Source organism: Acinetobacter sp. YH12117 (assembly GCF_013418865.1).
In the GTDB taxonomy this organism is placed as follows: Bacteria; Pseudomonadota; Gammaproteobacteria; order Pseudomonadales; family Moraxellaceae; genus Acinetobacter; species Acinetobacter indicus.
The window spans coordinates 1-26,498 of record NZ_VPBF01000038.1 but is presented as its reverse complement, the minus strand read 5'-3'; the positions used below and the strand labels follow the sequence as shown (position 1 = coordinate 26,498).

General features: G+C 46.1%; 23 protein-coding genes. 14 read left to right on the top strand and 9 right to left on the bottom strand.

Annotated elements, in window-relative coordinates; all coding sequences use genetic code 11:
• Positions 1–293: 293 nt before the first annotated feature.
• A complete protein-coding gene (locus tag FTU55_RS12235; protein ID WP_104470652.1) occupies positions 294–1,469 on the bottom strand; it encodes an acetyl-CoA C-acyltransferase in 1,176 nt (391 codons plus the stop codon).
• A gap of 122 nt (positions 1,470–1,591) precedes the next feature.
• Positions 1,592–2,116, bottom strand: coding sequence for a GspH/FimT family protein (locus FTU55_RS12230; protein WP_180047224.1), 525 nt, complete (start codon positions 2,114–2,116; stop codon positions 1,592–1,594).
• A 381-nt stretch (positions 2,117–2,497) separates the two neighbouring features.
• Between FTU55_RS12230 and omp38 the strand changes: the two genes are divergently transcribed.
• Together omp38 and FTU55_RS12220 are read left to right on the top strand one after the other, a co-directional pair.
• The gene (gene omp38 / locus FTU55_RS12225; RefSeq protein WP_168383424.1) at positions 2,498–3,535 is read left to right on the top strand and encodes an outer membrane protein Omp38; all 1,038 of its coding nucleotides are present in this window, start codon (positions 2,498–2,500) and stop codon (positions 3,533–3,535) included.
• 98 nt (positions 3,536–3,633) lie between these two features.
• The gene (locus tag FTU55_RS12220) at positions 3,634–4,164 is read left to right on the top strand and encodes a hypothetical protein (protein WP_045794979.1); all 531 of its coding nucleotides are present in this window, start codon (positions 3,634–3,636) and stop codon (positions 4,162–4,164) included.
• Positions 4,165–4,244: 80 nt separating this feature from the next.
• Here FTU55_RS12220 and FTU55_RS12215 read toward each other — a convergent pair whose 3' ends face one another.
• From FTU55_RS12215 to FTU55_RS12205, 3 genes are all read right to left on the bottom strand, one after another.
• On the bottom strand, positions 4,245–5,708 hold the full coding sequence (locus FTU55_RS12215) for an amino acid permease (protein WP_005175817.1): 1,464 nt from the start codon (positions 5,706–5,708) through the stop codon (positions 4,245–4,247).
• A complete protein-coding gene (locus tag FTU55_RS12210; RefSeq protein ID WP_180047223.1) occupies positions 5,708–6,742 on the bottom strand; it encodes a class I SAM-dependent methyltransferase in 1,035 nt (344 codons plus the stop codon). Before FTU55_RS12210 ends, FTU55_RS12215 begins: the two co-directional genes overlap by 1 nt.
• Before the next feature lie 65 nt (positions 6,743–6,807).
• Positions 6,808–8,178, bottom strand: coding sequence for a uracil-xanthine permease family protein (locus tag FTU55_RS12205; RefSeq protein ID WP_005175824.1), 1,371 nt, complete (start codon positions 8,176–8,178; stop codon positions 6,808–6,810).
• 173 nt (positions 8,179–8,351) lie between these two features.
• Here FTU55_RS12205 and typA point away from each other — a divergent pair, with 173 nt between their 5' ends.
• The gene (gene typA / locus FTU55_RS12200; protein ID WP_005175828.1) at positions 8,352–10,184 is read left to right on the top strand and encodes a translational GTPase TypA; all 1,833 of its coding nucleotides are present in this window, start codon (positions 8,352–8,354) and stop codon (positions 10,182–10,184) included.
• A gap of 174 nt (positions 10,185–10,358) precedes the next feature.
• Entirely contained in the window at positions 10,359–10,796 is a 438-nt protein-coding gene (gene mscL / locus FTU55_RS12195) for a large conductance mechanosensitive channel protein MscL (RefSeq protein ID WP_005175830.1), read from the top strand.
• Positions 10,797–10,942: 146 nt separating this feature from the next.
• Here mscL and FTU55_RS12190 read toward each other — a convergent pair whose 3' ends face one another.
• Positions 10,943–11,227, bottom strand: coding sequence for a peptidylprolyl isomerase (locus tag FTU55_RS12190; protein ID WP_005175832.1), 285 nt, complete (start codon positions 11,225–11,227; stop codon positions 10,943–10,945).
• Between the two features lie 5 nt (positions 11,228–11,232).
• Positions 11,233–12,093: a bifunctional DNA-formamidopyrimidine glycosylase/DNA-(apurinic or apyrimidinic site) lyase gene (gene mutM / locus FTU55_RS12185; RefSeq protein WP_168384080.1), complete on the bottom strand. Its 861-nt coding sequence runs from the start codon at positions 12,091–12,093 to the stop codon at positions 11,233–11,235.
• Positions 12,094–12,367: 274 nt separating this feature from the next.
• On the opposite strand from mutM, the gene otsB reads away from it, so the two are divergent.
• The 8 genes from otsB (at position 12,368) to FTU55_RS12145 (ending at position 20,095) form a co-directional block, all read left to right on the top strand.
• Positions 12,368–13,207, top strand: a complete 840-nt coding sequence (gene otsB / locus FTU55_RS12180; RefSeq protein WP_005175835.1) for a trehalose-phosphatase — start codon at positions 12,368–12,370, stop codon at positions 13,205–13,207.
• Positions 13,158–14,588, top strand: a complete 1,431-nt coding sequence (locus FTU55_RS12175) for a trehalose-6-phosphate synthase (RefSeq protein ID WP_127800811.1) — start codon at positions 13,158–13,160, stop codon at positions 14,586–14,588. Before otsB ends, FTU55_RS12175 begins: the two co-directional genes overlap by 50 nt.
• A 193-nt stretch (positions 14,589–14,781) precedes the next feature.
• On the top strand, positions 14,782–15,759 hold the full coding sequence (locus FTU55_RS12170) for an acyl-CoA dehydrogenase (RefSeq protein ID WP_180047221.1): 978 nt from the start codon (positions 14,782–14,784) through the stop codon (positions 15,757–15,759).
• Entirely contained in the window at positions 15,747–16,541 is a 795-nt protein-coding gene (locus FTU55_RS12165; RefSeq protein ID WP_005175842.1) for a PIG-L deacetylase family protein, read from the top strand. Before FTU55_RS12170 ends, FTU55_RS12165 begins: the two co-directional genes overlap by 13 nt.
• Positions 16,522–17,136: an SAM-dependent methyltransferase gene (locus FTU55_RS12160; RefSeq protein ID WP_180047219.1), complete on the top strand. Its 615-nt coding sequence runs from the start codon at positions 16,522–16,524 to the stop codon at positions 17,134–17,136. The genes FTU55_RS12165 and FTU55_RS12160 overlap by 20 nt, the downstream gene beginning before the upstream one ends.
• Entirely contained in the window at positions 17,133–17,813 is a 681-nt protein-coding gene (locus FTU55_RS12155; protein WP_180047217.1) for a glycosyltransferase family 2 protein, read from the top strand. The genes FTU55_RS12160 and FTU55_RS12155 overlap by 4 nt, the downstream gene beginning before the upstream one ends.
• A 162-nt stretch (positions 17,814–17,975) precedes the next feature.
• Positions 17,976–19,100, top strand: a complete 1,125-nt coding sequence (locus tag FTU55_RS12150) for an NADH:flavin oxidoreductase/NADH oxidase (protein ID WP_180047215.1) — start codon at positions 17,976–17,978, stop codon at positions 19,098–19,100.
• A gap of 59 nt (positions 19,101–19,159) precedes the next feature.
• A complete protein-coding gene (locus FTU55_RS12145) occupies positions 19,160–20,095 on the top strand; it encodes an AEC family transporter (RefSeq protein WP_180047213.1) in 936 nt (311 codons plus the stop codon).
• Between the two features lie 58 nt (positions 20,096–20,153).
• Here FTU55_RS12145 and FTU55_RS12140 read toward each other — a convergent pair whose 3' ends face one another.
• Entirely contained in the window at positions 20,154–20,966 is an 813-nt protein-coding gene (locus FTU55_RS12140) for a tetratricopeptide repeat protein (RefSeq protein WP_005175859.1), read from the bottom strand.
• 277 nt (positions 20,967–21,243) lie between these two features.
• The gene (locus FTU55_RS12135) at positions 21,244–21,969 is read right to left on the bottom strand and encodes a folate-binding protein YgfZ (protein WP_163146089.1); all 726 of its coding nucleotides are present in this window, start codon (positions 21,967–21,969) and stop codon (positions 21,244–21,246) included.
• A gap of 254 nt (positions 21,970–22,223) precedes the next feature.
• Between FTU55_RS12135 and acnD the strand changes: the two genes are divergently transcribed.
• Complete coding sequence (gene acnD / locus FTU55_RS12130; RefSeq protein ID WP_127800825.1) at positions 22,224–24,830, top strand: Fe/S-dependent 2-methylisocitrate dehydratase AcnD; 2,607 nt, start codon at positions 22,224–22,226, stop codon at positions 24,828–24,830.
• A 167-nt stretch (positions 24,831–24,997) separates the two neighbouring features.
• Positions 24,998–26,398 carry a hypothetical protein gene (locus FTU55_RS12125; RefSeq protein WP_180047211.1) on the top strand — a complete coding sequence of 467 codons (1,401 nt, stop codon included), beginning with the start codon at positions 24,998–25,000 and terminating at the stop codon, positions 26,396–26,398.
• Positions 26,399–26,498 lie beyond the last annotated feature (100 nt).

The window sequence follows — 26,498 nt, the reverse complement described above, 5'->3', positions numbered from 1 at the left end:
GAGTGATGGGAGAGCATGTTCAAGAGTGGATTCTAAATGTTCAGATAAAGACATAAAAAAATGAGCGTATTTACATACACTCATTTTTACTACATTTTTCTAATATTTGCTTAACTGACTGGCATTATCTCCAAGTGGAGGCTTTTTATTTTCCTTCCTAGTAGTTCTCTCTCCCTTTGGGAGAGAGTTAGAGAGAGGGTAGATCTCTCCCTGGCCCTCTCCTTGTAGGAGAGGATTGGGAATGATTGATTGAATCCCTCTAAGTCTCCCCTTTAAGAAAGGGAGACTTTCAATTAAAGCAACTCAATCGCCACAGCAGTTGCTTCACCGCCACCGATACATAGGGCGGCGATACCACGCTTGCCACCGGTACGTTTTAGGGCATGAATTAGGGTTAAAATAATACGTGAACCGGTCGAACCAACTGGGTGACCAAGTGCACAGGCACCGCCATTGATGTTGACTTTTTCTGGGTCCAGTTTGAACTCGTCCATTGGACACATGGTCACCATGGCAAAAGCTTCATTGATTTCCCACAGATCCACATCTGCAACCGTCCAGCCGGTTTTATCCAGAACTTTTTGAATTGCACCGACTGGCGCAATGGTAAATTCAGATGGATGCTGTGAATTCGAAGCATAGGCAATCAGCTTGGCTAGCGGTTGTAAACCTTTTGCTGCAGCGTTGTCTGCTGAGGTTAATACAAGTGCAGATGCACCATCCGAAATAGAGCTGGCATTGGCCGCAGTAATGGTGCCATCTTTAGCAAACGCTGGGCGTAGTGTTGGAATTTTTTCAATATTGGCGTTGAATGGTTGTTCATCTTTATCGACCACGACATCGCCTTTACGGGTAGACACCGTTACAGGCACGATTTCATCGGTAAAATAACCTTCATTCACTGCAGTTTGTGCACGTTTTAATGAACGAATAGCAAAGTCATCCATTTGCTCGCGGGTATAACCTTTGGTATTGGCCATGTCCTGTGCAAAAGAACCCATTAAACGGCCGGTTTCTGCATCTTCAAGGCCATCTAGGAACATATGGTCTTTGACTTCACCATGGCCCATACGGAAACCGCCGCGTGCTTTTGGCAGAATGTACGGCGCATTGGTCATTGATTCCATACCACCTGCAACCACGTAAGTTGCTGAACCGGCTTTAATCATATCTGCGGCTTGCATGACCGCTTTCATGCCTGAACCACACAATTTGTTAATGGTTACAGCACCGGTTGAATCCGGTAAGCCTGCCTTACGCATGGCTTGACGTGCAGGACCCTGTTTTAAGCCGGCCGGTAAAACACAGCCCATAATGACTTCTTCGATATCGGTCGGTTGTAAGCCAGCACGAGAAATAGCGGCTTGAATGGTGGCTGCACCTAAGTCGGGTGCGGTTAAACTGGCAAGACTACCCTGAAAACCACCCATTGCTGTCCGTGCACCATTAACAATTACGATATCCGTCATCGTTGTATCTCCAATCTGTTTCTAATCAATTCAATATTTATTTTGAGCTTAAGCCCTAGCAGTATAGGGGAAAAATCCACAGAATAAAGCGTAATTTTCATACATCTTTAGACGCATAAGTTTTAGCAGCTATTGGGAAATTCTATGCGTAGAAAACCACGATTACTGAGGAAAATACGCTGATTGGGGGTAAAACCTGAACAATAATAAAAACTGCCATTGGAGCCTAAAGGCAAGCCCTGCTGGGCGTTAAATCTGAGGCTGGGCAGAGACAGGGCACCTTTCCATTCCAGGTTACCGTATTTCAGGCGGGTCTTTTCGGTTAAGACAATGGATTCGCCAGAGTCGAGGCTTCGGTTGCGGTTATGATCGATAAAAATAATAAAGCCATTGTTCCATTGATTATTCTGACATTGCTGCAGATCGGCACTGGGGCAAATTACAATATTGGCGCGATAGGTGAGGGCTTGGGATTTGGCCAGGTTAATACTATATTGCAGTAAATAACGGATGCGCTTGGCTTCTTGCTGGGCCAGATATTGCTGAAAATGAGGCAAAGCAATCGCACTGATGATGCCAATGATTGCTACCACCACAATGAGTTCAAACAGACTAAAGCCTGAAGTGTGAGATTTGATCGGGTACATACTAAGTAGACCTATAATTTTTATATTTTTATTGTGTTTCTGTAATACAAAATATTGTTTTGTAATATTTTTCTAGGTTGTCATTATTTTTACGCATCTTTCTATAAAGCTGCTAAAATAAAGTGAAAGTGGAAGTGACAATAAGCTATCCACAACAAAAAATTGAGTAAAAATTTACCGAATTACAACGGAAATTGTAAGTAATTTTGTCAATAATTTACTTGATTAAAATTATCAAGCACTTGGAAAAAGAATAAAGTGTTTGTATGATTCAAAGTGACTAGCTTAAAAAGAAAACTGGGGTAAAAAGCCTATCTCAGGATAGCCAAAACTTTAGGCTTGAGCTTGAACAACAATTTGTTATCTCTGGAGGATAAATCCATGAAAATGAGTCGTATTGCATTAGCAATGCTCGTAGCTGCTCCTTTAGCTGCTGCAAACGCGGGCGTAACTGTTACCCCATTAATGCTTGGTTACAACTTTATTGATACTAAACACAACAACGACAAGCTAACAGATGGTCCAGAATTACAGGACGATTTATTTGTTGGTGCAGCACTTGGTGTTGAACTTACTCCTTGGTTAGGTTTCGAAGCTGAATATAGCCAAGTTAAAGGTGATGTAGATGGTGCTGGTGAAGGCGCTGAATATAAGAAGCAGCAATTAGCTGGTAACTTCTATGCAACTTCTGACTTAATTACCAAAAACTATGACAGCAAAGTGAAGCCATATGTACTTCTAGGTGCGGGTCACTACAAATATAAAGCAACTGGTGGTGATGCTGATTGGGCTGGTGAAAACGAAGGTACTATCGGTAATGCTGGTGTGGGTGCATTCTGGCGCTTAAACGATGCTTTATCTCTTCGTACAGAAGCACGTTCAACATATAACTTCGATGAGAAATTCTGGGACTACACAGCTTTAGCTGGTCTTAACGTAGTTCTTGGCGGTCACTTGAAGCCAGCTGCTCCTGTAGTAGAAGTTGCTCCAGTTGAGCCAGTTGCTCCAGTTCAACCAGCTCCACAAGAGTTGACTGAAGACCTGAACATGGAACTTCGCGTATTCTTTGATACCAACAAATCAAACATCAAAGATCAATACAAGCCAGAAATCGCTAAAGTTGCTGAAAAACTGGTTGAATATCCAAACGCAACAGCGCGTATCGAAGGTCACACAGACAACACTGGTCCACGTGCACTGAACGAACGTTTATCTTTAGCTCGTGCGAACTCTGTGAAATCTTCACTTGTAAACGAATACAATGTTGACCCAGCTCGTCTGTCAACTCAAGGTTTCGCTTGGGATCAACCGATTGCTGACAACAACACCAAAGAAGGTCGTGCTATGAACCGTCGTGTATTCGCGACAATCACTGGTAGCCGTACAGTTACTGTACAACCAGAAGCAGCTGCTCAATAATTTGAGTAGACCTTAGAAAAAACGACTCTTCGGAGTCGTTTTTTTTTATAATGGAATTTTATTGCCTTAGAAATCCCGCAGTCTGGGTAAGATGGATTATGAGCACAGAAATTCCGGATCAACTCCTTCAACTTGAAGCCAATGGTGGTATTTTTGCTATTTGGAAGATTTTTCAGCACTATGGGATTGATCTGGAAATTGCCGATCTGGTCCAGCTGTGCCGGCATAATAATGAAGATGGCACTTTCGGAATTGCGCTAGCGGTTGGGCTGAAAAAGCTAGGTCTTGAGGTGAGCTTTCATACCGATCCTGATCCGCACCAGCACCCGACGGAAGTGTTGTGTTATCAGGAAGCGCAGCAATTACAGATTCCGCTACAGCCGGCACTCAGCTATAGCGCTTTGCAGACATGTGTTGATCAGGGCCGCTTTGTGATAGTGTTCTATGACACACTAGAAGGTGTGGGGAATCATTCCTTAATCTATTCGATGGATGCAGAAGAGGTCTGTTTCTTTGACAGCTTTGATGCAATGCCAGCACAGGTTTTCGAGCAGCAGCGTCAGGCAGAGGGCATTTGCCGTCAGGCCATTGTGATTGATGACCGAAATTTTGTGATGCGTTATAGCTAAGCCACATTTATCGAGATCATAAAAAAAGCAGTCACTTGGACTGCTTTTTTGTTGAGTGCTTTTAAAGAAAGCTGAATCAATTATTCACGGTCGATCTTCATCGGCTGCACATCCATCTGCTGATAAGGAATCAGCTTGGTTTTGTATTTCCATTTATAGCCTAACCAGATGGCCAGGAACAATAAAATCCCGATATAGGTGGAAAGCACAGCCAGCCACTCACCATCAAGTACCGCCTGATAGTTCTGGCCCAAGACCACAATCGCACATAAAGTGAAGGCAAACCACGGTGCGAATGGGAAGAACTTGGCGCGATACGCCAGATCTTCAAGTTTATAACCCTGAGCAAGATAGCCTTTGCGGAAACGGTAGTGAGAAACTGCAATACCCAGCCAGACAATAAAGCCACACATGCCTGACATATTTAGTAGCCAGTTAAAGACCTGTTCTTCACCAATAAAGGTGGTCAAGAAACATAATGCAGCAATGGCTGTAGTGGCATACAGCGCATTCATTGGTACGCCGCGTGGATCAAGACGGGCAAAGGCTTTTGGTGCACTACCTTTACGTGCCATATCAAACAGCATACGCGTAGAGGAATACATGCCTGAGTTACCCGCAGACAGAATCGCAGTTAGAATGACTGCATTCATGACGCTGGCTGCAAAGGCAAAACCGGCCTGTTCATACAGTAAGGTAAACGGTGACAGTGCCACATCATCTGTTGCAGCGGCCTGGAGTAATCGTGGATCATCATAAGCAATCAGGGTGCCGATAATGAAAATACACACGATATAGAACAACAGGATACGCCAGAAAATCTGTTTGATTGCAATCGGAATAGTTTTCTGTGGATCTTTGGATTCACCTGCAGCCACGCCGACCATTTCTGTGCCCTGGAAGGAGAAACCGGCAATCATCGCCACACCAATCAGGGCTGATAAACCACCGACAAAGGGTGCTTCACCTTGGCTCCAGTTACCAAAAGTTGCAACATCCGGGGTCATCATGATCTTGGCGATCATGACCAGACCAATAATAATAAAGATGATAATCGCAAGCACTTTGACTAAAGAGAAGAAGAACTCGGACTCACCAAAGCCTTTGACTGTCAGGGCATTAATCGCAAACACCACGGTCAGGAACAGGGCACTCCAGTAGAAACCGGGAATATCCGGGAACCAGAACTTCATGATGAACTGTACCGCAACCAGTTCAAATGCCACGGTAATGGCCCAGTTATACCAGTAGTTCCAGCCTAGCGCGAAACCAAAACCACCTTCGACATATTTGCTGCCATAGGTAAAGAATGCACCTGAGGTCGGATTGTGGGTCGCCAATTCGCCCAAGCTGGTCATCAAGAAATAGATCATGACGCCAATCAGGGCATAGGCCAGTAATGCACCACCCGGACCAGCATTGGCAATGGTCGCACCGGAGGCCAGGAATAAACCGGTCCCGATCGATCCGCCAATGGCGATCATATTTAAGTGGCGAGCACCGAGCTTACGCTGCAGCTGTCGGCTGTGTTGAGTTTCGCTCATCATACTTCCTTAACATTTTTTTGAGTGCTCGCGAACAGCACTTTAAAACCTTGTTGATCTGCCTTGACCGTACACTGGCCAAAACTCTGTTCAATCAACAGGGGATAATTTAAAAAGCGGTTGGCCACAATCCACAGTTCACCACCCGATTTCAGGTGGCGGCGCGCAGTTTTGCACAGTTTTTCGCTGGCATCATAGTCGGTCTGAATCCCCTGATGAAAAGGCGGATTGCTGACAATGGCATGTAAAAACAGCGGCGCATCTTCAATGCCACTGACGGCTTTAATTTCAAGCTGCTGCGGATTGAGCTGGTTGTGCTCAAAAGTCATTTGGGTTGAAGCGAGTGCAAAAGCATCTACATCCAGCGCGAAGATACGGTTATCTGGATTCAGCTTGGCCAGATAGGCACTGATAATGCCGGCGCCACAACCAAAATCGGCAATTTTACCCGATGGCACCTGGCATAAATAAGGCAGGAAGACCGCTGTACCGATATCAAGCCGGTTCTGGCTGAACACACCTGGCAGGGCACAAATCTGTAGATCGCCTTTCGGCGTCGCTACAGTATAACGCTGCGCCCAGTCGGCCAGTGCTTTTTTCTCGACGCTGCAGTCTAGTGTTAATTGCCAGAGTTGGCAATGACGGGCACTGTCGAGTTTTAAGGCTTTACCATAAGGCTGTAGCTGTTTGGCCGCACGTTCGACGCCGCCTTTTTTCTCACCGACCAGAAAAACACTGCTGCCGGTTTGCAGATGGGCGGCAACATTGTGCAGCACATAATTCAGCAGTTCTTTAGATTTCGGCACAAAAATAACCGCCTGATCAAATTCGCCTTCTGGAAAGTCGGCACCAAAATGAACGGGGGCAGTCTGGTTCTGGAAATAGTGGTAATCGTTAAAATTCCATGTCCAGAAAAAAGGCTGGACCGATTCACCGAATTCAGCGAACAGCTGGTCTGTAGGCGCATTGATCAGTAACACACGACCTGATAAATAATCATATTGTCGTAATAGCACTTCGCTTTTAGCATCCATGAGTCGCTCTCCAATAGAAAAACACTGTCCAAGTCCGGCTCAGACAGTGTTTTCTGGACATGAAATTACTTCTTGGTTTCAGGTAATACAATATTCAGAATCAGTGCTGCAATACCGCCAGTCGCAACACCTGAGCTAAAGATATTACGGAATAATTCTGGCAGATGTTCCAGAATTTGTGGCACTTGTGCAACGCCTAAACCCAGTGCCAGAGAAATGGCAATGATCAGCAGGGCACGACGGTCCAGATGAATACCCGATAAAATGTTAATTCCCGATGCGGCTACCGCACCAAACATGACCATGACAGCACCACCCAGAACGGCTTGAGGCACAGCCTGAATCACGCCCGCAACAGCAGGTAATAGGCCTAAAATCACCAGCATCGCGGCAATCCAGATTCCGACATAACGGCTAGCCACACCGGTTAACTGAATCACACCGTTGTTTTGTGCAAATACCGAACTTGGGAAGGTGTTAAAGATACCGGCCAGGAATGAGTTAGCACCATTGACCAGCACACCACCTTTAATACGCTGCATCCATTTTGGACCATCCACAGGCTGGTTCGACAGTTTTGAGGTTGCAGTGATGTCACCAATCGCTTCTAAAGACGTGACCAGGTAAATAAAGGCCATTGGAATGAACAGGCTCCAGGAGAATTCCAGACCAAAGTGCATTGGAGTTGGCACTTGTACCAGTGGCGCTTCCTGCAGACCAGAGAAGTCCAGATGACCCATAAAACCAGCCACAATATAACCCACGATCAGGGCAATCAGGATGGCGGAGCTTTTAATCCAGGTCACATTAATCCGGTTCAGGATAATGATTAACGCTAAAACGGTACAAGACATGATCAGGTTATCGGCATTGGCGAAAGTCTTGTCCGACATGGCCTGATAGCCACCGCCCATACTGATTAAACCTTCTTTAATTAAGGTTAAACCAATCAGCAGGACCACAATCCCGGTCACCAGCGGGGTAATCAGTTTTTTAACCCATGGCAGAATTTGTGAAACACCCATCTCGATAAATGAACCGGCAATCACCACACCAAAAATAGCAGCCATAACCGACTCAACTGGTGTACCTGCTGCGACCATTGCAGAACCAATCCCGATGATTGGGCCAATAAAGTTAAAGCTGGTGCCCTGAACAATTAACAGTCCGGCACCAAAAGGACCTACTTTTTTAGCTTGCAGGAAGGTTGCAATCCCCGAAATCACCAAAGACATCGATAAAATCATGTTGGTGTCTTCTTTGGAAACACCCAAGGCCAGACAGATCAACAGACCTGGTGTCACAATCGGGACAATAATGGCCAATAAGTGTTGGAAGGCAGCAAGAAAAGCAATAAATGGTTTAGGACGGTCATTCAGACCATAGACCAAATCCAGTTGCGGTTTTTGATCAGGAGATGAATTAAATTCAGACATAAGTCAAAAGCAAATTAGGCTAGGTGGCGGTATTCTAATCGAGTTACACGTCTTTACAAACTTTAAATCGTCGCTTCTGTCGAAAAAAGTTCGATTGTCAATAAAGTGTCACTACTAAATGAGAGTATTTTTCTGTATAATTTGCCCTCAAATTTAAAGCGTATCGAATTTACATGTCAGATATTAAAACTCTCCGCAACATCGCGATTATCGCGCACGTTGACCACGGTAAAACCACTCTTGTAGATAAACTTTTACAACAATCAGGTGCTCTCGGTGAACGAGCGGGCGAGATTGAGCGTGTCATGGATTCAGGCGCTATTGAAAGTGAACGTGGTATTACCATTCTTGCAAAAAACACTGCAATCAAATGGTTAGATAAACGTACCGATACTGAATACCGTATCAACATCGTGGATACCCCGGGACACGCCGACTTCGGTGGTGAAGTTGAACGTGTCATGTCGATGGTGGATTGCGTACTTCTTCTGGTTGACTCACAAGAAGGTCCAATGCCACAAACCCGTTTCGTAACGCAAAAAGCGTTCGCACGTGGTTTGAAGCCAATCGTGATCATCAATAAGGTCGACAAGCCAAACGCGCGTCCTGACTGGGTGATTGACCAGGTATTCGATTTGTTCGACAACCTGGGTGGTACTGACGAGCAGCTAGACTTCCCGGTGGTATATGCGTCTGGTTTACGTGGTGTTGCTGGTCCATCTCCAGAAGAACTGGCTGAAGATATGACACCGTTGTTTGAAACCATCGTAGACATCGTTGAACCACCAGCAGTTGACGTTGATGGTCCATTCCAGATGCAAGTGTCTTCACTGGACTATAACAGCTTCGTGGGTGTAATCGGTGTTGGTCGTATCCAGCGTGGTTCTGTAAAACTGAACACACCTGTAACTGTCATCGACAAAGATGGTAAAACACGTAACGGCCGTATCTTAAAAATCATGGGTTACCACGGTTTAGAGCGTATTGATGTAGATTCTGCATCTGCGGGTGACATCGTATGTGTAACCGGTATGGACGAGCTGCATATTTCTGACACCATCTGTGATCCGAAAAATGTTGAAGCGTTACCACCGCTTTCTGTAGACGAACCAACCGTGTCGATGACATTCCAGGTCAACAACTCGCCGTTCGCGGGTAAAGAAGGTAAGTTTGTGACTTCACGTAACATCCGTGAACGTCTAGACCGCGAATTGATTCACAACGTTGCACTGCGCGTTGAAGATACTGACAGTCCTGACCGTTTCAAAGTGTCTGGCCGTGGTGAACTTCACCTGTCAGTTCTGATTGAAAACATGCGTCGTGAAGGTTTCGAGATGGGTGTATCTCGTCCGCAAGTGATCTTGAAAGAGATTGATGGCGAAATGCAAGAACCATACGAAAACGTGACTTTTGACGTTGAAGAACAGCACCAAGGCGCTGTGATGGAACAAATGGGTAACCGTAAAGGTGAGATGACCAATATGGAAGTGGACGGTAAAGGCCGTATCCGTATTGAAGCAACTGTTCCTTCACGCGGCCTGATTGGTTTCCGTTCTGAATTCATGACCATGACGTCTGGTACCGGTATCATGACCTCTAGCTTCTCGCACTACGGTCCAATGAAACAGGGTTCTGTAGCAAAACGTCAAAACGGTGTACTGATTTCTATGGTTCAAGGGACTTGCTTGGGCTATGCACTGTTCAGCTTGCAAGACCGTGGTCGTCTATTTGCTAAACCTCAATTGGAAGTTTACGAAGGTATGATCGTGGGTATTAACTCTCGTTCAGACGATATGGTGGTGAACCCAACCAAAGCGAAACAGTTAACCAACGTACGTGCATCTGGTACGGATGATGCGTTAACTCTGGTTCCTGCAATTGAATTCACACTTGAACAAGCACTTGAATTCATTGAAGATGATGAGCTGGTTGAAGTAACGCCGAAGTCAATCCGTATCCGTAAGCGTTACCTGACTGAAAACGAACGTAAGCGTAACAAATCTTAATTTTTAAAATTAAGAAGAAAAAAGAAACCGCCAGGTCCACTTGGCGGTTTTTTTTGTATTAAATGTTCTAAAACTACTTGGAAATAATTGAAAAAAGCGTACATTAAGCAGAAATCAAATCCTAGTAATTATGTATACTTCATCACATAAATAAAGATATATTCTGGAGCGCATATGAGCATTTTAAAAGAATTTAGAGAGTTTGCCATTAAAGGCAACATGATGGACCTGGCAGTCGGTGTCATCATTGGTGGTGCATTCGGTAAGATTATTGATTCACTGGTAAAAGATGTGATCATGCCGCTGATTTCATGGATTTTAGGTGGTGATGTCGATTTCACCAATAAATTCCTGATTCTGGGTGATAACCCGAACAATGTCCAAACCTTGGCTGCTGCCCAGGAAGCCGGTCTGAACATTTTCCATTATGGTAATTTCCTGACCATCTTCATTAACTTCCTGTTATTGGCCTGGGTGGTGTTCTGGTTGGTGAAACTGATGAACAAAATGCGCCGTAAGCAGGAAGCAGAGCCAGAACCGGCAGCAACTCCAGAAGATATCGAATTACTGCGTGAAATTCGTGACGAATTGAAAAAACGTCCGCAGGCGTAATTGAAAGCAAAAGAAAACGGCGCAAAGGCGCCGTTTTTTTATAGAATCCCTCCCAACCTCCCTTCTTGCGCTTCATTTAAAGCTTTGCTTTAAACTGGCTCAGAGAGGAGAAGACCCCCCTTTACCAAAGGGGGATTTAGGGGGGATTAAAAATCCATCCGGAATTTAATTTCCACCAAATGAAAACCAAACTGGCTTTTGACCGGACCATGCAACACCCGTTCAGCAGCCGTAAAGACCAGTTTATCAATCACTGGGACCAGTTGGCCTTTTTTCACTTCACCGAGTTCGCCGCCACGTTTGGCTGAGTTGCAGGTGGAATACTGTTTGGCAATTTTGGCAAAGTCTGCACCTGCTTGCAGCTTCTTTTTCAGCTGCTCGGCAGTATCTTTATCTTTTACCAGAATATGACGGACGATGGCCGTTTTCATGGGTATTACCTCGCTGTATGTTTCGGCTTGCTGGCTTTAGGATGAGCCAGTTTGACTTTCTTCAGCGGTTGGCACTCCGGGCAAAACACTGAGGCGCGCTGACCAAGCTTGAGGTTTTCCAGTGTGGTTTCACAGTTGACACACATTTCACCGGCACGACCATAGGCCAGCAGGGTTTGCTGAAAATAGCCATTTTCACCCATGGCATTGCTATAGTCGCGTAAGGTCGATCCACCCAAATCAATGGCCTGTTTTAAAATCCGCTTGATCTCCAGGGTCAGCTGCTCAATCTGTTCCAGACTTAAGCTCGACGCCGGTTGTGCCGGGTGAATGCCCAGATTAAACAGACTTTCTGTGGCGTAAATATTGCCCACGCCCACCACCACATGGTTATCCATGATTGCAATTTTAATGCCGACATTTTTGTTTTTCAGTTTATCGGCCAGATAGTGAGCATTGAAAGCATCACTTAAAGGTTCAGGCCCGAGCGTATCGATCAGTTTGCTTTGCGAGTTTTCATCTAGCCAGAGAATACAGCCAAAACGGCGCGGGTCGTGGTAGCGCAGCTGAATATCATCAAACTGGATAATCAGATGGTCATGTTTGCGCAGTTCGGCCTCGGGCTCACATAGGCGGAAGCTGCCGGACATGCCCAGATGCCACAGCATGCTGTCCTGTTCAAACTGGGCCAGAATATATTTGGAGCGACGGGTCAGGTTCAGTAGTTTTTGCCCGACCAGTTTGTGTAGATCGTCTGGAATTGGCCAGCGTAAGCTGGACTGGCGTACCTGCACGGCGTGCACACGCTGTTCTAGCAGCGGTAATAAACTGGTTTTGGTGGTTTCAACTTCAGGTAATTCAGGCATGGACAGGCTTCGGCATGAGGATGCAGCTAATATCGGGTTGAATCTTGAAAAATACAAGACAGGGCAAGGCTGCATTATAAAGTGAATTGCCGTACCGCGCAGCCGGATCAGTCTTGCGGCTCAAACTGAACATTCACAGAAAAATAAAAGCGATTCAGCGTCCAGGTAAAAAAATGTAAGCCTGCACATCATTAATGTTGAAAATCACATGCCGCCCATAAAAAAACGCCAAGATAGGGCAAAACAAAAATGAGTTATCCAGATGAGGAGCAATATGCATACGCCGCAACACATCATCGAGATCTGTCAGCAGCAGCAACGTCAATTAAGTCTGTTTCTCGATTTAGACGGCACTCTGGCCGATTTTCAGCTTGACCCGCAGCACAGTTTTATTCCCACCTCGACTTTAAACACCCTGGCCGAATTATTGCAGTTGGGGATTCCGGTGAGTGTGGTTACTGGCCGTTCCATTGAGATGGCCAGACAGCTGTTACAGCAGTTACCGCTGCCGATTGCTGAGTTACATGGATTACAAATTTGGTGGAATAGTACAAAGAAATTACAACTTGATTTAAGTCATATTAATTATAAGCAGCTCCGGGCAGACCTGAGTCAGGCCTGTCGCGCCTACCCGAATTTACGTATTGAGGATAAGCAGTTTTCGGTAGCCCTGCACTACCGGGAATATCCAGAGCTTGCGCCGGTTGCACAGCAGATTATGGCGGTGCTGCAAGTGCGTTATCCTCAACTTAAGCTCAAGCAGGGCAAGTGTGTGGTCGAGCTTTTGCCTCAGCAAGCGAGTAAAGGTTTTGCAATTAGTCGCTTACTGGAAGCAATGCCAGAAAACAGCACTTTTCCCATTTTTATTGGTGATGATGTGACGGATGAAGATGGATTTGCTGTGGTCAATCAGCATCAGGGTTTGAGTATTAAAGTCGGTGAAGGCGAGACACAGGCCCACTATCGGCTGGCCAATACCCAAGCCGTGGCGGAGTTGCTGCATTTAATAAAAATACATTGCGAAACAGGAGCAATGACCATCAAAAGAGGATGTGAGGGTAAAAATGTCAAAGCTAATCGTGTTATCCAATCGGGTCAGTTTACCGAATCCTGAAAAAAAAGCCGCAGGTGGTCTGGCGGTGGCCATGCAAGATGCACTGCATGATATTGGCGGGGTCTGGGTGGGCTGGAATGGTGAAAGAGTCGAGCAATTTTCCCAGCTGAAATTCGACTCGGTGCAGCATCAGGGTGTGGAATATCTGACCAGCCCCTTAACTGAACAGCAGTACCAGCAATATTACTGTGGCTTTGCCAACAATGCCTTGTGGCCGGCCATGCATGATCGCAGCGATTTAATTGAATACTCCACAGACGAATATCTGACTTATCAGGAAGTCAATCGCATGTTTGCCGAACAGCTACAGGCGATTGCTGAGCCGGATGATGTGATCTGGGTGCATGACTATCATTTTTTCAGTATCGCCCGGCATTGCCGCCAGTTAGGCATGCATAACAAGATTGGTTTTTTCCTGCATATTCCTTTTGCCCATGAAGCGGTGTGGCGGGAAATTCCGGTGGCATCACGTTTACTGCAAGACCTCTGTGAATATGATGTAGTTGGACTGCAAACCCAGCGCGATCAGCAGCAATGTATGCGCATTTGCCAGACCATGCTCAGTGGTGAGGAAATTCATCCTTATATCCTGCGTTATCAGAATAAGCTGACCATGATGAAGAGTTACCCCATTGGGGTGAATCCAGACCTCATCCAGCACGCGGCCGCTCAGCCCTTAACGAGCACCCAAGATATCTTTGATTTTGACTCCCTGGCCCAACAAAAAACTATTATCGGCGTTGACCGGATTGATTATTCCAAAGGGCTGCTAGAACGTTTTGATGCTTTTGCCCATTTCCTGGCTTCTTATCCTGAATATCACCAGCAGGTGGTGGACCTGCAAATTGCCTGTCCATGCCGCATGGATATTCCCGCCTATCAGCGCCTGTACCAGCGTTTAGAAGACCAGATTGCCGCCATTAACAGCCAATATGCTACAGCAGACTGGTTGCCGGTGAATTGCAGTCATCAGACCTTGGCACATGAAGTGCTGATGAAAATTTACCGCCAGTCGGATATTTGCTGGGTCACTTCTTTAAAAGACGGTATGAATTTGGTGGCCAAAGAATATATTGCCGCTCAGGATGCCGATAATCCGGGCGTGCTGATTCTGTCCGATAAAGCCGGTGCCGCAGACCAGATGCCGGATGCACTAATTGTGAATCCACATGACCGCGAGGCCATGACGCGAGCCCTGAAACAGGCACTGGAGATGCCGCGAGCAGAGCGGATACAGCGTTACAGTCGCTTAATGGATGGTCTGAAAAAATTTGATATTGCCGACTGGCGTACTACTTTCTTAAATGATCTGCGCCATAACAGCTTCCTGTATCACTACAAGATGCCGCTTCGCGCCCAGGTCTCGCCGGTGATTCACTAATACGTTAACAATTTTCAATATTTATCTGCCCAGCCACGTGCTAAATCTAAACAGGGTCATCAGTTAAAAACATCAACATCGCCGTACCGTGACTGCAAGTTTGGCTACTCATGCCCGCTTGTGGTCACTGTGCTGGCAATGATGACAACCGGATAGATTGAGAACAATTATATATTTGGAATATAGAACCACTATGGACCAGATTCTGGCTGAATTTGAACAGCAGACAGCGCCTACCGCCGAAGATTACGTCACCACACTACGCCGTTTGCTGGCAGTATCACCTGAATTTCCTCATCCGGGCAGGGGGCAAACCCTGCTGCGCTGGCAACTGCTGGCCAAAGTTGCGGCCACCGATTTAACTTTGGTGAAATGGCTGGAATCACATTTCGATGCGCTGAGTATTTTAAACGAACTACAGATTCAGTCCGTTCCGGCGGGCTGGTGGGCAGTCTGGGCCGCGGAAGGCCATCCACAACCTGTACAGTATGAGCAGGGCTATTGTTCCGGTTATAAGGCTTGGTGCTCGGCGGCATATGCGGTGGATTTTGGTTTAATGACTTATCGCGGTGCAGATGGCCAGTCACAATTATTGATGGTCGAGATGCAGCAGCCTTCAATCCAAGTAGATGATAGCAGTTGGCAAGCCATCGGTATGCAGCAGACGGCCACAGCAACTGTTCATTTTCAGCACACTCCAGCCACACGCATTGCACAACCCGGAGATTATCTGAATCGGTCGGGCTTCTGGCATGGTGCAGCCGGTGTTGCGGCCTGCTGGTATGGTGCTACAGTACGTCTGGCTGAATATTTACAGCAGCATGTGCAGCAGAAAACCCATGCCTATCATGAATTGTATTTGGGCGAAGTCAGTACCCGACTGGCCGTGACACGACAGTTTTTTACCCATGTGGCTGCCCAGATAGATGCAGCGCCGGCACACAGCCATGAACTGATCATCCGGATGTTACGCGCCCAAGTTGAGGATACTGCGCTATTGGTACTGGAAAAGGTCGGAAAAGCGCTAGGCGCACGACCTTTTTGCGAGCAGGCACATTTTGCCCGGTTGGCTGCCGACTTGCCGGTATTTTTGCGCCAGAGTCATGCTGCTTTTGATCTGGCTACAATTGGCCGCTTATCGCTACAGGAGGGGCAAACATGGCAACTCTGATCGATCCGGTAGTCGGTGACCGGAAAATCTATGGTAGCGGTACCGATCAGGCGCAGTGGCTCAATTGGTCCGGACTGACCGGGCTGCCGGATTTGAATCTGACGCAGCACTTTCCTGAGCGTGGCCGGGTACTAATTTTCGCGCCACATCCCGATGATGAAATTCTCGGTTGTGCGGGTCTGATGCAGCAACTGGCCGCGGCAGGGCGTGAACTGCTGCTGGTTGCAGTAACCAATGGTACCGGCAGCCATCCTCGGTCAAAACGTTATAGCGTTGAGCAGCTGAATGTGCTGCGGCCACAAGAAAGTCTGAATGCCTTGGCGGTGCTGGGACTGGAACATAAGGTCCAGCGCATTGCCCTGAACATTGCAGATGGCCAGGTGATGCAGGCTGAATCCGAACTGTTGCAGCAGCTACAAAACTGGGTGCAGCCTGAGGATATTCTGGTGACCACCTTCGCTCAAGATGGCCATCCCGATCATGAAGCCACCGGACGGGTGGTGCAGCATTGGGCTAGACAGCACCGGCAGCGCTGTTATCAGGTGCTGATTTGGGCCTGGCATTGGGCCATACCGGCAGATGCACGGATTCCCTGGGCGCAGGCACGAAAACTCCGTTTAACTGCACAGCAGCTGGCTTTAAAACAGCAGGCGATTCAGTGTTTTAAAACTCAGATCGAGGCTGATGACACTATTCACCAGCCGCCAATTTTATCGGCAAAAACCATTTCACGACTCTTAATCCCGTACGAGGTCTATATTGATGCGACTGAACACGGATGACTATTTTGACCAGCTGTATCAGGACAATGATGATCCCTGGCACTATCAGCAGCGCTGGTATGAGCAGCGTAAACGGCAGCTGTGTCTGGCGGCCTTGCCGCAGGCGCAGTTTCAGCGGGTCCTGGAAATTGGCTGCAGCAATGGCATCTTCAGTGAATTGCTGGCTCCGCGTTGTCAGCAGCTCATCTGTGTAGATGCCCACCGTCGTGCGGTTGAACTGGCACAGGCCCGTCTGGCGAGGTTTGCGCATGTGCAGGTGCGGCAACAACGTGTCCCTGAAACCCATCTGGCGCTGGAAAATGATAGTCTATTTGATCTGATTATTCTCAGTGAAGTGGCCTATTACCTGCGTCCGGCCGAATTAGTGCAGCTAATGCAGCAGCTGCAGCAGTGTTTAAGTGCAGACGGTACGCTGCTGGCCTGTCACTGGCGTTACCCGATTGCAGGCTTTGAGCTGAATGGCGATCAGGTACATGCCTGTTTAAGGCAACAACTGGCACTGCATCATTATTTGCAGATGAATGATCCGGATTTTCTGCTCGATCTCTGGACTCAAGATGCACAATCTGTGGCTGCGCGGGAGGGACTGATATGAGGATGGCGGTGGTGGTGCCTGCCTATAACGAAGCCGAAACGCTGGGCGCCTGTCTGGCGGCTATTCAGCAGGCCATTGCACAATTACCGCCCGTTGTGTCTGAAGTAAAGGTGCTGGTGGTGCTGGACAGTTGTGATGATCAGTCTGTTGAAATTGTACAACAGGCCGGAATCGACTACTTGTGTTGTGAAGTACGCTGTGTTGGTAAGGCACGGGATTTGGGCGTGCGCGCCATGATTGCCAAAGGTGCTGACTGGATTGCCTGTACCGATGCCGATACCCAGGTTGATGCGCAGTGGTTATCTGCACAATATGCCCATCAGCCGGCAGCACTGATTTGTGGCGTGGTTGAAATTAAAGACTGGTCGCCTTTATCTGCGGCCGCCCGGCAGAAATATCTGCGCCATTATCAGGATAAAATGGACCATCGGCATGTGCATGGGGCCAATCTCAGTTTTTCTGCTGCGGCCTATTTAAAAGCCGGTGGTTTTCAGGCCAGCAGCTGTCATGAAGATGTGCAGCTGGTCGAGCAGATGCAGTGCTTAAACCTGCCGATTGTCTGGAGTAACCAGGTACGGGTCACCACCAGCAGTCGTCTGGACAGCCGGGTCAGTGATGGTTTTGCCGCCTATTTGAACCGGCTTGTCGTGCTGCGTCTGAAGTGTGAGCGATTGTGAAAAAATGGCTGTCATCGGGCTGACAAAAACACAGCGTATTTTGATCAACACCACAGTTTAATTCGGTTACATAAAGCGGTAAAAATAAACAGCTTTTAGCCAATTCGGCCGTCTATCTCGGTTAGAATAATTTTCATGAAAATCATAAGGCAGGATCGCCCCATGGGATTATTATTTGAACCTATCCGTTTTGGCACGCTTGAATTAGACAACAGAATTATTATTGCCCCCATGTGTCAATATTCGGCCAATGATAAAGGCGAGCTCAGCTATTGGCATGAGCAGCAATGGGCTAACTATGCCTTGTCGGGTGCCGGTTTATGTATTATTGAAGCCACGGCGGTACAGCCAGAAGGGCGGATCAGCTATGCCGATTTAGGCCTATGGAATGATTTGCAGCGTGCGCAGATGAAAGCCTTGCTGGCCAAAGTCAAAACTTTGTCACCAATGCCATTTGCGGTGCAGCTGGCACATGCCGGACGTAAGGCATCTACCGATAAACCGTGGCTGGGCAAGGACCAGTTTGCGCCGGATCATGCCCAGGGCTGGCAAACCGTATCGGCCAGTAATTTGCCGTTTAACCCGACCGATCATGCCCCTCATGCACTAAGTCTGAATGAAATTGAACAGGTGATTGCCGACTTTGCCAGTGCTGCGGTGCGTGCAGTGGATGCCGGCTTTGATTTAATTGAAATCCATGCTGCCCATGGCTATCTGCTGCATCAGTTTATGTCGCCGTTATCCAATGTCCGAGATGATGAATATGGAGGCAGTTTTGAAAACCGGATTCGTTTAACCCTGGAAGTGTTCCAGGCCATGAAACAAGTGGTGCCAGAAGGTTATCCGATTGGGGTGCGTCTGTCTGCTACCGACTGGATGGATGCGCAGGGCGGCTGGAATATCCAGTCTACGGTTGGGGTGGCCAAAGCGCTGGAACAGTTGGGCGCAGCCTATATTCATGTGTCCAGTGCCGGTCTGCATGCCCAGCAGAGTATCGAGATCGGGCCAAGCTATCAGGTGCCTTTTGCCCATGCCATTAAACAGGCGGTGCATCGTATTCCGGTGATTTCTGTGGGCCTGATTACCGAAGCGGTGCAGGCTGAAGAAATTCTGCAAAATCAGTATGCAGATGCCATTGGACTGGCACGAGCGATGCTTTATGATCCACGTTGGCCGTGGCATGCCGCTGCTGAACTGGGCGGGCAGATTGCCATCGCGCCGCAATACTTGCGCTGTCAGCCGCATGGTTTAAAAGATTTATTCCATCCATTTCCTGTTCAGGAATAAGCAACAGCAGCATCAGGGATGATGCATTTTAGATCTCGTTCTAGAGAAGGAAGGCACTTTTGTTGCTGAATATTTTACTGCCCTTGGTGGCAGTACTGGCGCTGGGCTATAGCAGCGTACGTACCAATTTTCTGGCGGCCACGCATATTCAGGCGCTGAGCCAGTTTGTGATGAAGGTTTCACTGCCAGCCTTTTTACTGTTTGCCCTGGCCAGTAAAGACCTGGCCGAAATCTGGCATCCCGGTTATTTTATTGGTTATGGGCTGGGCTCGCTGATCCTGTTTTTTCTGGCGCTAGCCATTTATAAAGCCTATTTCCGGCATAGCCTGACCCATGCCAGTGTACTGTCGATGGGCGCGTCGATGTCCAATACCGGTTTTATTGGCACGGCTATTTTAACCCTGCTGATTGGCAGTCATTCCGCCATTTATCTGTCATTAACTCTAATTATTGAAAACCTGATTATTGTGGCGATGGTGCTGTTTCTGGCCGAAGCCGGTTCGCAAAAGCAAGACCATCATCTTTCGGCGTTATATCTGAAAACCTTAAAAAGTCTGCTAAAAAATCCGGTGATTCTGTCGATTATTGCCGGGATGGCCTGTGTCTTGCTTAATTTAAAACTGCCGGACAGCATCAATCAGATTCTGGAGATGCTCGGCAAAACTGCATCGCCGTTGGCTTTATTTGTGATTGGCGGCAGTCTGGTCGGAATGCGGCTGCACTCGGTTAATCTGCAAAGTGTGCTGCTGGTCGGGATGAAAGTCCTGCTGATGCCGCTGGTTATTTTCACCTTGTTGTGGAGTTTGCCCAATGTCAGCTCAGAAATGCTGTTTGTTGGTACGTTGCTGGCGGCATTGCCGATGCCTGTGGCCTTTGGGATTTTTGGCCAGAATTATGGCCTGAATGAACAGGCACTCCAGCCTTTAATTATGAGTACGGTCCTGGGTTTAATCGGAGTGGCTTTCTGGTTAAGTCAGTCATCGCATTTTCTTTAAATCTTTATGTATCCCAAATAAAAAAGCCCGGTCATCGGGCTTTTTTCGGTCAGCCGCATTAGCTTTTCTTGGCTGCTGCTTTTGGTGGATTCTTGGCTTGATCGGCGATCATCTTGTCCACCACAGCCAGCGATTCTTTGGCTTGCGGGACATTTTCCTTGGCCAGGGCAGAGAAAATCTTTTTCGCTTCCGGCAGGTTTTGCGGCACGATGTTGCCATTGGTAAACATATTGCCAACCGCCATCAGTGCTGGAATATAGCCTTTTTGTGCTAAATCCTGAATGCTTTTTAAGCCCTGCTGAATGGGTGCTTCATTTTTGTTTTTAAAGCCCAGGCTAATGTCATATAAGGCTTTGGCATGAATGGCCTGATTGTTGCCTTTTTTAATGAGGGGTTCCAGTAATTGCAGGCCTTTTTTATCTGAATCGGCTTTGTTTTCAGAGAAATACACCACCGCTAAATCAATGGTGGCATCATGAAAGCCTTGTGATGAAGCTTTTTGCAAATACTGTTTGGCTTTATTGGTATCCTGTTTTAGACCCAAAGTGCCGGTCAGATGGTTTTTACCGAGTACATAATTCGCCACCGGATAGCCTTTTTTCGCGGCCTGCTCATATAGCTCGATGGCTTTCTTTTCATTTTTGGCCGTACCTTGGCCGGTTTGGGTCAAATAACCCAGATTATAAATCGCTTGCGGATTACCGGTTTTGGCCAGTTTGTCTAATTCCTGATAGGCTCCGCTCAGGTTGTTGGCTTTGACCATGGCTTCAATTTTGGCGAAAGCCGGATCGGTCGGAATACTGTTATTGCTGTTGGCGAGGGTAAATTGTGTCGAAAGGGCAACCAGACTTGCCAAAATCAGTTTTTTCATCGTTGTATAAAACCTTGTATCAATGACCACATAATTCCATTTATGTGTGGGGAATAAATTGTCACTCATCATCATAAGATGAAATCAAAGAATGTAAATATAGATGTATCGGAATCCGGTAATTTTTTCAAACCACGTAGGAACAATAATAAAAAAATCCTGAATTTAAGGATTGCTTCAATTTGTAAATCAGTCTCGTTTTTTTTGACGGATAAAAAAACAACCCAAGTTACACGTGTCACTTGGGCTGTTTTTCATAGATCTGCTAGTGACACGCTTAATTTTGCGGCCGCGCCACATCACCGCTTAAAGCTTCAGGTAAATCCAGAACCGTTACATCCATCTCGGCTAAGGCATCCGGTTTTGCTACCACCAAAGCTTGATAACCGCTATCAATAGCCAGGCTATTCACTACTTCTACATCATTGTTCAGTTTGCTGGCGATAGCTGGAGCATCGCCTGTACCTTGAATCAGATGCAGCCAGTGTTTTGGCTTGGCTTTAAACCATAAACGGGCAATCACTTCCTGACCCAAATAACAGCCTTTGTCATAATGAATGCCTTCACGCTGATGCAGGCGCAGTTCCTGTGGCTGGAACAGTTCCGCGGTGCTGGCCTGAATCCAGGCCTGACCACTTTCAAGCGCCTTTAATTGCCATGCTTGAATATCCTGTTCAGTACTTGTGAACTGGGTGCTTAAACCGTTTACGACCGGATAAACCTGACCGGCTTCTTCCAGTTTCATTTTCGAGAAAGCACCAAACTTTTTAATGTGTTTGGCAAAGTCTTCAGCTTGATCGGCCGTTACTACAATTTCAAACTGTTCAGCATTCTGTTTGGTCAGCCATAAACCAAACAGAATACGGCCTTTCAGGCTACAAATTGCAGTATAACGGGTTTCGGTTTGCGGCAGTTTTTCGACATCTACCGTGACTTGACCTTGTAAGAATTTTTGCGCATCTACACCGTTTAAAGTGAATGCAGAGAAAGTCAGATTACTCATGTTCTAATCTCGAAACCGTATCTAATACTAAAGAATGAGGTTAATTTTGCGCTATTTTTCAAAAAAAATCATATTTCTGGCCAGAATTTTCTATTAGATGTAACCAAATTTTTCAAAAATGTATTATTTTTAACTTAAGTTTATGAAATATATGAAATTTGGGAAATAGGCTTCGGGCAGCGTACAATGCCAAGCAGCATGAATGTTAAACAACAAAACTTTGAAAGAAGAAGTCAGAACAAGGCAGGTACGCTATGAATAACAACTACCGTAAACCGCTGCAAGGCACCCCGCTAGAATATTATGATGTGCGACAAGCCGTTGAAGATATTCAGCCAGGCGCATATGCCAAACTTCCTTATACCTCCAAAGTGCTGGCCGAGCAGTTGGTGCGTCGTTGTGATCCAGCCATTTTAGAGCAGTCCTTACGCCAGCTGATTGAACGCAAGCAGGAGCATGATTTTCCATGGTATCCAGCACGTGTAGTCTGTCATGATATTTTGGGGCAAACGGCACTGGTCGATCTTGCCGGTCTGCGTGATGCCATTGCCGATCAGGGCGGTGATCCATCCAAAGTCAATCCGGTGGTGCCAACCCAGCTGATTGTCGATCACTCACTGGCGGTGGAATACGGTGGATTTGATCCGGATGCATTTGAGAAAAACCGTGCAGTCGAAGACCGTCGTAATGAAGACCGTTTCCATTTTATTGAATGGACCAAAACAGCCTTTAAAAATGTCGATGTAATTCCGGCAGGCAACGGCATCATGCATCAAATTAACCTGGAAAAAATGTCACCGGTAATTCAAAACCGTGATGGCGTAGCATTCCCGGATACCTGCGTGGGTACAGACTCGCATACCCCGCATACCGATGCGCTAGGCGTGATTTCAGTCGGTGTGGGTGGTCTTGAAGCTGAAAATGTGATGCTGGGTCGTGCATCTTGGATGCGTCTGCCGGACATTATTGGGGTAGAATTGGTTGGTCAGCGTCAGCCGGGCATTACTGCGACGGACATCGTCTTGGCGTTAACTGAATTCCTGCGTAAAGAGCGTGTGGTCGGTGCCTATTTAGAGTTCTTTGGTGAAGGTGCGGACAGCATGTCAGTGGGTGATCGTGCCACCATCTCCAATATGACCCCTGAATATGGTGCAACCGCTGCGATGTTCTATATTGATCAGAACACCATCGACTATTTAACCCTGACCGGTCGTGAGCCTGAACAAGTCAAACTGGTTGAAACCTATGCCAAAGAAATTGGGCTTTGGGCATCTGACATGACACAGGCGGAATATCCACGTGTGCTGCGTTTCGACTTATCAACGGTAACCCGTAATATTGCAGGGCCGTCGAACCCACATGCACGTGTATCCACAAGTGACTTAAAAGAAAAAGGCATTGCCGGTATTGTTGAACAGCGTACCGATGGTTTGATGCCAGATGGTGCCATCATCATTGCCGCGATTACCTCATGTACCAATACCTCAAACCCACGTAATACCGTTGCGGCAGGTTTGCTGGCACGTAAAGCCAATGAGCTCGGTCTTGTGCGTAAACCTTGGGTGAAATCGTCATTTGCACCGGGGTCTAAAGCAGCTGCGCTGTATTTGGAAGAAGCGGGTGTACTGAAAGACTTAGAAAAACTCGGTTTTGGCATCGTCGCTTATGCATGTACGACTTGTAACGGGATGTCAGGCGCGCTTGATCCAAAGATTCAGCAAGAAATTATTGACCGTGACCTGTATGCGACTGCGGTGCTGTCGGGCAACCGTAACTTCGATGGTCGTATCCATCCGTATGCAAAACAGGCTTTCCTGGCATCTCCACCACTCGTGGTTGCCTATGCAATTGCCGGTACCATCCGTTTTGACATCGAAAAAGATGCGTTGGGCACCGACCAGAACGGTAATCCAATTTATCTGAAAGACATTTGGCCGTCGGATGAAGAAATTGATGCATTAGTGAAAACCTCGGTGAAGCCTGAGCAGTTCCAGAAAGTCTATATTCCAATGTTTGACTTGGGCGAAGTGGAGCAGGCGGCAAGTCCGCTATATGACTGGCGTCCGCAAAGTACTTATATTCGCCGTCCACCATATTGGGAAGGCGCGCTGGCTGCACCGCGTACATTAGCCAATATGCGTCCGCTGGCAATTTTGGGCGATAACATTACCACTGACCATTTATCACCATCGAATGCAATTATTCTGGATTCGGCGGCAGGTGAATATCTGGCGAAAATGGGCTTGCCTGAGGAAGATTTTAACTCCTATGCCACCCACCGCGGTGATCACTTGACGGCACAACGTGCAACGCTGGCCAACCCGAAATTGTTTAATGAAATGGTGGTACGTTCTGACGGTACCATTAAGCAAGGTTCCAAAGCGCGTGTCGAGCCTGAAGGCGAAGTAATGCGGATGTGGGAAGCGATTGAAACCTACATGAATCGTAAACAGCCGCTGATTATTGTTGCCGGTAAAGACTACGGCCAAGGCTCAAGCCGTGACTGGGCGGCTAAAGGTGTACGCCTTGCTGGTGTTGAAGCGATTGTGGCAGAAGGTTTTGAGCGTATTCACCGAACTAACCTGGTTGGGATGGGTGTATTGCCGCTTGAGTTTAAGCCGGGCACAGACCGTAAAACTCTAGGTTTGGATGGTACTGAGCTTTATAGCGTGATTGGTAATATTGCACCTCGTTCGACTTTAACACTTGTGATTGAGCGTTCCACGGCTGATGGTAAAAACCAGATTCTGGAAGTGCCAGTAACCTGCCGTTTAGATACCGAAGAAGAAGTGTCAGTTTATGAAGCGGGTGGGGTGTTACAGCGATTTGCGCAGGACTTCTTGGAAGGGAATGTGGCTTAATTATTAAATGAATCCTCCCCAACCCTCCTTTAAGAAAGGAGGGAGTTTCTCTTTTTTTCTTATGCCATGTATGGCTTAGGGTTGGGGGAGATTAAAGTTATTGAAATTGCGTAAGAAATAAACTAATTTAATTTGTGTTAATTTTGCTCAATTGAGTCGGGGCATCTATGCCAGATAGATTAGAACTAACTAAAAATGTGCTTTTTTTTAAATGTGATTCGCCAAATACTGATCAAGAAATTGAAAAAATTTTAGAACTCGCTACAGAAAATAAGGAAAGTAATACAAATTTTGTGATTGATCAATTCAGGGCAAAAAATAGGACGAATAGAGGAGTTGATTACACGGTATCAATTAAGGTCTTTCCTACAGTTAGACCAGTATATTTCCTTGATGATGATACTTTTGAAGATCGTATATATGCTTATATATTAGTTATAGAAATTAATGATTATTTAGTGATTTTAAGTAAAAGTTGCTCAACATTTTTGGCGTATGTTAAAGAAAACTTTAAGCTAATAGAAGTAGCAGAACTCAGTAGATTGGTAGGAGATAATGCAGAGTTTCAAAAAATAGCTTTACGCAACATGACAGTTTCTGAAAAAGCAGTAAGAAATAGATCCTATGAAGGAAATGATATTAGGTCATCTTTCTCATCACATTCTGCGGGACGATCTATTCCTTCACATTTAAAAATTAAGGAAAAAGGTCAAATAAAATCTATTTCATCGACTGGAAGAATAGTTGAATCATCGCCAAGACAATCCATTGAGGAGATAACTGATTGGGCGTATAGTCAAATCCAACTTATTAATACTTCAAAAGAAAATAATTTTCTTAAAAAATTTGCAAAAAAAGTTTCTCTTGGAGATGTTCTTTCTAAATGTAATCCAAGTGCATTATTGATTGATATTTCAGCCATTGAAGACAAAATTGAAGATGGAACAATTTTATTAAAATATGAGCTATTTAAAAAAGAAAAAATAAATGGAAAAATTAAGAAAACAAAAAAATATATAGAGCCTTCTATTAGAATCTATAAAAAATTGTTTGATCAATTAGGTAGGGTATATGAGCTTAATCAAAATCTAAGAGTAATAAATTTAGAATCAACATCATATGTAAATAAAAATAAGAGAACTTTATCTATTTCATCTAAATTACTTAGAAAATTTAAAGTTGAAGAGAATAGTAAGATAGAAAGCCTATTAAATTATATTAATAAACAAGGTTTATTTTGTCTTACTTTCGATGACCCTCGCTTTATGTATTGTATGGATAACTGTTTTGAGGATGTATCTGGAACATCTGAAATAGAATCTATTTTAGCTATGCTTCATCCCCAAAAGGATATAGAAAAAATTCAATCGGAAAAGGGTACATTCAAAGCTGGTCAAAAACATTTTAGTAAAGGCTCAATGTTCCACTTTGTTGAAAAATTACATTCAAAGGATGACTATATTTTTTGTGATGATTTAGGTGATGAATGGGCCGATCATTTAGTAATTAACAGTAAAGAATATAGTATTAGTTTTATACATGGCTTTGTTGCACAAACCTATCTGTAAAGGGTTTTTCAGCGATATAATTTTCAAATGAAGAAGCCTGCACACAAAATCTACCGCACAACCAATTGGCCCGCATATAACCGAGCACTCATGAGTCGCG

What these genes read in the sequence shown, in the direction of transcription:
- FTU55_RS12175 (WP_127800811.1), top strand. Translation starts at nt 13,158, where the DNA reads ATGTCAAAGCTAATCGTGTTATCCAATCGGGTCAGTTTACCGAATCCT.
- mscL (WP_005175830.1), top strand. Translation starts at nt 10,359, where the DNA reads ATGAGCATTTTAAAAGAATTTAGAGAGTTTGCCATTAAAGGCAACATG.
- FTU55_RS12235 (WP_104470652.1), bottom strand. Translation starts at nt 1,469, where the DNA reads ATGACGGATATCGTAATTGTTAATGGTGCACGGACAGCAATGGGTGGT.
- FTU55_RS12140 (WP_005175859.1), bottom strand. Translation starts at nt 20,966, where the DNA reads ATGAAAAAACTGATTTTGGCAAGTCTGGTTGCCCTTTCGACACAATTT.
- FTU55_RS12220 (WP_045794979.1), top strand. Translation starts at nt 3,634, where the DNA reads ATGAGCACAGAAATTCCGGATCAACTCCTTCAACTTGAAGCCAATGGT.
- FTU55_RS12155 (WP_180047217.1), top strand. Translation starts at nt 17,133, where the DNA reads ATGAGGATGGCGGTGGTGGTGCCTGCCTATAACGAAGCCGAAACGCTG.
- FTU55_RS12215 (WP_005175817.1), bottom strand. Translation starts at nt 5,708, where the DNA reads ATGAGCGAAACTCAACACAGCCGACAGCTGCAGCGTAAGCTCGGTGCT.
- otsB (WP_005175835.1), top strand. Translation starts at nt 12,368, where the DNA reads ATGCATACGCCGCAACACATCATCGAGATCTGTCAGCAGCAGCAACGT.
- FTU55_RS12165 (WP_005175842.1), top strand. Translation starts at nt 15,747, where the DNA reads ATGGCAACTCTGATCGATCCGGTAGTCGGTGACCGGAAAATCTATGGT.
- FTU55_RS12230 (WP_180047224.1), bottom strand. Translation starts at nt 2,116, where the DNA reads ATGTACCCGATCAAATCTCACACTTCAGGCTTTAGTCTGTTTGAACTC.
- acnD (WP_127800825.1), top strand. Translation starts at nt 22,224, where the DNA reads ATGAATAACAACTACCGTAAACCGCTGCAAGGCACCCCGCTAGAATAT.
- mutM (WP_168384080.1), bottom strand. Translation starts at nt 12,093, where the DNA reads ATGCCTGAATTACCTGAAGTTGAAACCACCAAAACCAGTTTATTACCG.
- omp38 (WP_168383424.1), top strand. Translation starts at nt 2,498, where the DNA reads ATGAAAATGAGTCGTATTGCATTAGCAATGCTCGTAGCTGCTCCTTTA.
- FTU55_RS12135 (WP_163146089.1), bottom strand. Translation starts at nt 21,969, where the DNA reads ATGAGTAATCTGACTTTCTCTGCATTCACTTTAAACGGTGTAGATGCG.
- FTU55_RS12170 (WP_180047221.1), top strand. Translation starts at nt 14,782, where the DNA reads ATGGACCAGATTCTGGCTGAATTTGAACAGCAGACAGCGCCTACCGCC.
- FTU55_RS12160 (WP_180047219.1), top strand. Translation starts at nt 16,522, where the DNA reads ATGCGACTGAACACGGATGACTATTTTGACCAGCTGTATCAGGACAAT.
- typA (WP_005175828.1), top strand. Translation starts at nt 8,352, where the DNA reads ATGTCAGATATTAAAACTCTCCGCAACATCGCGATTATCGCGCACGTT.
- FTU55_RS12210 (WP_180047223.1), bottom strand. Translation starts at nt 6,742, where the DNA reads ATGGATGCTAAAAGCGAAGTGCTATTACGACAATATGATTATTTATCA.
- FTU55_RS12150 (WP_180047215.1), top strand. Translation starts at nt 17,976, where the DNA reads ATGGGATTATTATTTGAACCTATCCGTTTTGGCACGCTTGAATTAGAC.
- FTU55_RS12190 (WP_005175832.1), bottom strand. Translation starts at nt 11,227, where the DNA reads ATGAAAACGGCCATCGTCCGTCATATTCTGGTAAAAGATAAAGATACT.
- FTU55_RS12125 (WP_180047211.1), top strand. Translation starts at nt 24,998, where the DNA reads ATGCCAGATAGATTAGAACTAACTAAAAATGTGCTTTTTTTTAAATGT.
- FTU55_RS12205 (WP_005175824.1), bottom strand. Translation starts at nt 8,178, where the DNA reads ATGTCTGAATTTAATTCATCTCCTGATCAAAAACCGCAACTGGATTTG.